The organism is Hymenobacter coccineus (assembly GCF_001816125.1).
Classification (GTDB): domain Bacteria; phylum Bacteroidota; class Bacteroidia; order Cytophagales; family Hymenobacteraceae; genus Hymenobacter; species Hymenobacter coccineus.
Genome location: NZ_MDZA01000206.1, coordinates 1 through 3,461 on the forward strand (window position 1 = coordinate 1; position 3,461 = coordinate 3,461).

A 3,461-nucleotide genomic window follows, 5' to 3' on the forward strand; every position below is an offset into this window, starting at 1 on the left:
CAGCTGGGGCGGCGGCCAGGCGCTGGTCGGCGTCGGGGGCGTCGAAGGTGCCGCGCAGCTGCGCTAGGGCCCCGGCCAGCACGGCGGCGGTCACGGGCGAATTGGCGCCGGCGGCCCCGCTGGGAATCAGGGCGGTATCGGCGAATTTCTTGGAGGGCCACAGCACCCCCAGCGCGGCAAACGTGCGCCCGGCCAGCGCCGGCACGGCCCCGCCGGCCAGCACCAGCCGAAGCTGCGCCAGCAACCGGTCGTACAAGTCGCGGGCGTCGGCCATGTCGTTGTTCCAGCCGTGGGCGAGCACCAGCAGGTCGGTGGGGCCCTGCGCCCGCAGGCCGGCCAGCAACTCGTCCACCTGGCCCGGGTCAAACACCTGCCCGTCCTTGGTGAACTCGACGGGGAAGTAGGGAAAGTCGTGCAGCGTTTCCATGGGCAGGGCGGCGGGAGAAGGGTGGGGAATTCTTTTGGTCAGGCGGGTTGTGCAGGGTTTGCTCTTGAACTAAAAAAAGCAGGCCGTCATGCTGAGCCTGTCGAAGCATCTCGCTCGCTTATTAACTATGATTACTGCCGCGGTAGAGATGCTTCGGCTCCACTTCGTTTCGCTCAGCATGACGTTCAATTATTCTTACTAAACAGCTTCGTTATATCGACTGAATGGCCCGCATGAGGTCCACGAGGCCGGCGCCCTGGAAGTGGCGCTCCCGCTTGAGGTCGGTGGCGGAGCTGGTAAAGATTTCCTTCACCTGCTCGGGCTGTCCCACGAACTCGCGCCGGATGGAGAGGAACGCCGCGATGGCCCCCGACACGTGCGGGGCGGCCATGCTCGTGCCGCTGTCCTCCACGTAGTCGCAGGGCAGGCCCTTGGGGCCCCGGCGGCGCAGGAGAGGATTTTTTCGCCCGGCGCCACCAGGTCGGGCTTGGCGCGGCCGTCGCCGGTGGGGCCCTTGGAAGAGAAGTACGACACGCCGTAGATGTGGGGCATGTCGCGGTGCGTTGAGCCCACGGTGAGGGCCAGGTCGGCGTTGCCGGGGTCGTTGATGGTGAGGCCCATGCCCGCCGAAATGGCCCCGTTGAACTGGCTTTGGGCGGTGCCGTAGCCGGTGTTGCCGGCCGCCACCACCACCGCCACGCCCGAGCGCACGAGGCGGTTCACTTCCACGCACAGCGGGCTTTGGCCGCAGGCAAACCACTCGGGGTCAAATTCGTAGCCCACGCTCATGTTCACGCCGTGCACGAGCAGCCGCCGGCCGTAGCCGTTGATTTCCTGGATGAGGCCGATGGCCGCGATGAGGTTGCTGGCCGCGCCCGCGCCGTCGTCGTCCAGCACCTTCAGGCTCAGGAGCTGGCAGCGCGGGGCGATGCCGCTGATGGCGGCCGCCTCCACCGGGGCGTAGTCGATTTCGCCCTGCTCGTCGCGCCGCCGGTTGAAGGCCCGCAGCGGGGCCCCGCCCGCAGGCCACTGCCCCGCGATGATGCCCGCCACGTGGGTGCCGTGGCCCTGGCCGTCGCGCAGGGCGGTGGCCGCGGTGCCGTCGGGCCGCGTGAAATCGGCGTGCGTGAGGGGCGGCGGCAGCGCCAGGTTTTGGTAGGTGGCGAAGTGCGGGTGGGCCCCGTCGATGCCCGAGTCGAGCACGGCCCACACGATGCCCGCGCCCAGGGCCGCGTACGAGGCGTGGGCCGCGTCGCCCTTCACCGTCGAGATGGACTTGTTGAGCAGGCCCCGGATGGGGAAATCGGGCCAGATGCGGTAGATGGCCCGGGGCCCCACGCGGCGGCTTTCCGCGGGCAGGGGCCCGTCGTTGTAGTCCCGGTCGCGGGCCACTAGGGCCTCGATCACGGCCGGCTCCAGCTGTACAAACAGGTACTGCGGGCTGCGCAGGTTCTTGGGCTGCTGGTCGGCGTTCAGGCCCAGGGCCAGGTTGGCGGGGTTGGCGGTGAGCGCCGGCACCAGCGCGTTGAGGGCCACCACCACCCAGGCCATGGCCTCGGTACGGCCCCGGGGTACTCCAGGTTGAGGTCGATGATGACGGCCAGGGCCCTGGGCGGCGGCAGCGGGGCCCCGCCTTGGCGCCGCGCCGGCCCGGGGGCGGGGCGCCTGGTTTTTGAGTTGCGCCAGCAGGGGCACGGCAATCACCGTCTGGGCCAGGCTGGCGGGGTCGAAGGGCTTGTTATCCGGTGGGTTAGACGGGGCGGCGGCCATGGGGCGGGGGTGGCGGCAACGGAGTGGGACGCTGGGCGGGTGGGCCGCCGGACGATGCCTGGGTACCCGGCCAAGTTAATAATTAATATTCATATTATATAATATTTACCACCCTGACCAAGTCTCTTGAAAGGCTATTGGGGATAATAAAAACGGTCATGCAGCGCGCAACGAAGCGGCTCTCCTACTTCGCATGAATCGTTCAGCGCAGCGGGGGAACTGCCCCGCTGCGCGCTGCATGGCTGCTTAATGGACAGAAGCTTTTGAGCTTCAGAAGCCTGGGGCGGGGCCCCCGCGGCGCGGCCGTTGCCAAAAAAACTTTCCACCTTGGGCAACCCCGCGCCGGCTTTGTGCATCTACCGCGCCTAAACCCCCTTGCCTCTGCCCTTCTCTACCCTTTCTGCCGTGACCGAAGCCGACCTGATTGCCGCCTGCCAGCGGGGCGAACCCCGTGCCCAGCGCCTGCTCTACGAGCGCCTGGCGGGCCTCATGCTGACGGTGTGCCGCCGCTACCTCAAGCGCCGCGAAGACGCCGAAGAAGCCCTGCTGCTGGGCTTCGCCCAGATGTTTCGGGCCCTGCCCACCTACCGGGGCGAGGGCAGCTTCGAGGGCTGGGTGCGCCGCATCATGGTGAACCGGGCCCTGATGGAGCTGCGCCGCAAAGAGCCGCTCACGCTCTCGTTCGACGACTTCGCGCAGCCCGAAAACCTAGCCAGCACCCCCGCCACGGCCGATACCCAGCTCCAGGCCGACGACCTGCTGGCCCTGCTGGCCGAGCTGCCCGCCGGCTACCGCACCGTGTTCAACCTCTACGCCCTGGAGGGCTACGGCCACCAGGAAATCGCCGAACTCCTGGGCATCAGCGAGGGCACCAGCAAGTCGCAGCTCAGCAAGGCCCGGGCCCTGTTGCAGCGCCGCGTGGGCCGGGCCGCCGCCGTGGCCGTGGGCAGTTAGCAGGGCGCCGTCGCTGGCCACAGCTTCGCCAAGCCGCCCTTCCGCCCCTGCCAACTGCTACCTAATTAACTGATAACTGAAAATTTATGCTTCCCGAAAATATTGACGACTTATTCCGCGACGGCCTCGACGGGCACGCCACCCCGCCCGACCCGGCGCTGTGGGCCCGCCTAGCCGACGCGGCCGATGCCGCCGGGGCCCCACCCGCCGCCGATGATGCCCGCCTCGACGAGCTGTTCCGCACCGGGCTGGCCGCCCACGCCACCCCGCCCGGCCGCCACCTCTGGGAGCGGCTGGAGGACGAGCACCT

Annotated in this window: 5 protein-coding genes; 2 read left to right on the forward strand and 3 right to left on the reverse strand. The window is 68.5% G+C overall.

What is annotated here, in order from left to right; genetic code table 11:
• From BEN49_RS12555 to BEN49_RS29540, 3 genes are all read right to left on the reverse strand, one after another.
• Positions 1-427, reverse strand: a 427-nt coding sequence (locus BEN49_RS12555; protein ID WP_204376103.1) for a hypothetical protein, incomplete at its 3' end; no start/stop codon positions are given.
• Positions 428-638: 211 nt separating this feature from the next.
• Complete coding sequence (locus BEN49_RS30940) at positions 639-818, reverse strand: S8 family serine peptidase (RefSeq protein ID WP_369073212.1); 180 nt, start codon at positions 816-818, stop codon at positions 639-641.
• Positions 737-2,197: a S8 family peptidase gene (locus BEN49_RS29540; RefSeq protein ID WP_369073213.1), complete on the reverse strand. Its 1,461-nt coding sequence runs from the start codon at positions 2,195-2,197 to the stop codon at positions 737-739. The genes BEN49_RS30940 and BEN49_RS29540 overlap by 82 nt, the downstream gene beginning before the upstream one ends.
• A 405-nt stretch (positions 2,198-2,602) precedes the next feature.
• Here BEN49_RS29540 and BEN49_RS12570 point away from each other — a divergent pair, with 405 nt between their 5' ends.
• Together BEN49_RS12570 and BEN49_RS12575 are read left to right on the forward strand one after the other, a co-directional pair.
• Positions 2,603-3,151, forward strand: a complete 549-nt coding sequence (locus tag BEN49_RS12570) for an RNA polymerase sigma factor (RefSeq protein WP_070743938.1) — start codon at positions 2,603-2,605, stop codon at positions 3,149-3,151.
• Positions 3,152-3,237: 86 nt separating this feature from the next.
• The coding region (locus BEN49_RS12575) for a hypothetical protein (RefSeq protein ID WP_141765668.1) at positions 3,238-3,461 on the forward strand (224 nt) is incomplete at its 3' end.

Bases quoted from the DNA above. Each gene is read 5' to 3' on its own strand.
- BEN49_RS30940 (WP_369073212.1), bottom strand. From the start codon at position 818: ATGGCCGCCCCGCACGTGTCGGGGGCCATCGCGGCGTTCCTCTCCATC.
- BEN49_RS29540 (WP_369073213.1), bottom strand. From the start codon at position 2,197: ATGGCCGCCGCCCCGTCTAACCCACCGGATAACAAGCCCTTCGACCCC.